The sequence below is a fragment of the Rhizobacter sp. P2_H3 genome (assembly GCF_056403355.1).
In genome coordinates this window covers 1-524 of sequence record NZ_JBFUFQ010000554.1, presented here as the reverse complement: position 1 = coordinate 524, position 524 = coordinate 1, and the positions used below count along the sequence as shown (strand labels likewise).

At 73.7% G+C, this 524-nt stretch carries 1 protein-coding gene; it reads right to left on the bottom strand.

Annotated features, from left to right (window positions below; all coding sequences use genetic code 11):
- Positions 1–524: glutamate ligase domain-containing protein (locus AC1D1T_RS33000; protein WP_477993587.1), on the bottom strand; the 524-nt coding region annotated here is incomplete at both ends.

The window sequence follows — 524 nt, the reverse complement described above, 5'->3', positions numbered from 1 at the left end:
GCCGTTGGCGGTCTGCCCCGATTCGTGGCCCTTGCCCGCGATCAGCACCGTGTCCCCCGGGCCGGCCCAGGCAACCGCGTAGTCGATGGCCGCCCGTCGGTCGCCGATCTCGACGACCTCCGCGGGTAGTCCGGCCGCGCCCGCCAGGATGGCGGCCCGCACAGTGGCGGGGTCCTCGTCACGCGGATTGTCGTCGGTGACGACGACGAGGTCGGCCAGCTCCGCGGCCACCCGGCCCATCGGTTCCCGCTTGCCCGCATCCCGGTTGCCACCGGCCCCGAACACCACGGCCAGCCTGCCGGACCCTTTCAGGGTGTTCAGCACCGCTTCCAGCGCCCCCGGCTTGTGCGCGTAGTCCACGAGCGCCAGGAAGTCCTGCCCGCGGTCGATGGCCTCCAGTCGTCCCGGCACCGCGGCCTCCCGCAGTCCGGGGGCACTCTGCTCCGGGGACACTCCGACGACGTCGAGCAGGGCGAGCGCCAGCAGCGCGTTGGCCACGTTGTAGCCGCCGGGCAGCCCGATCC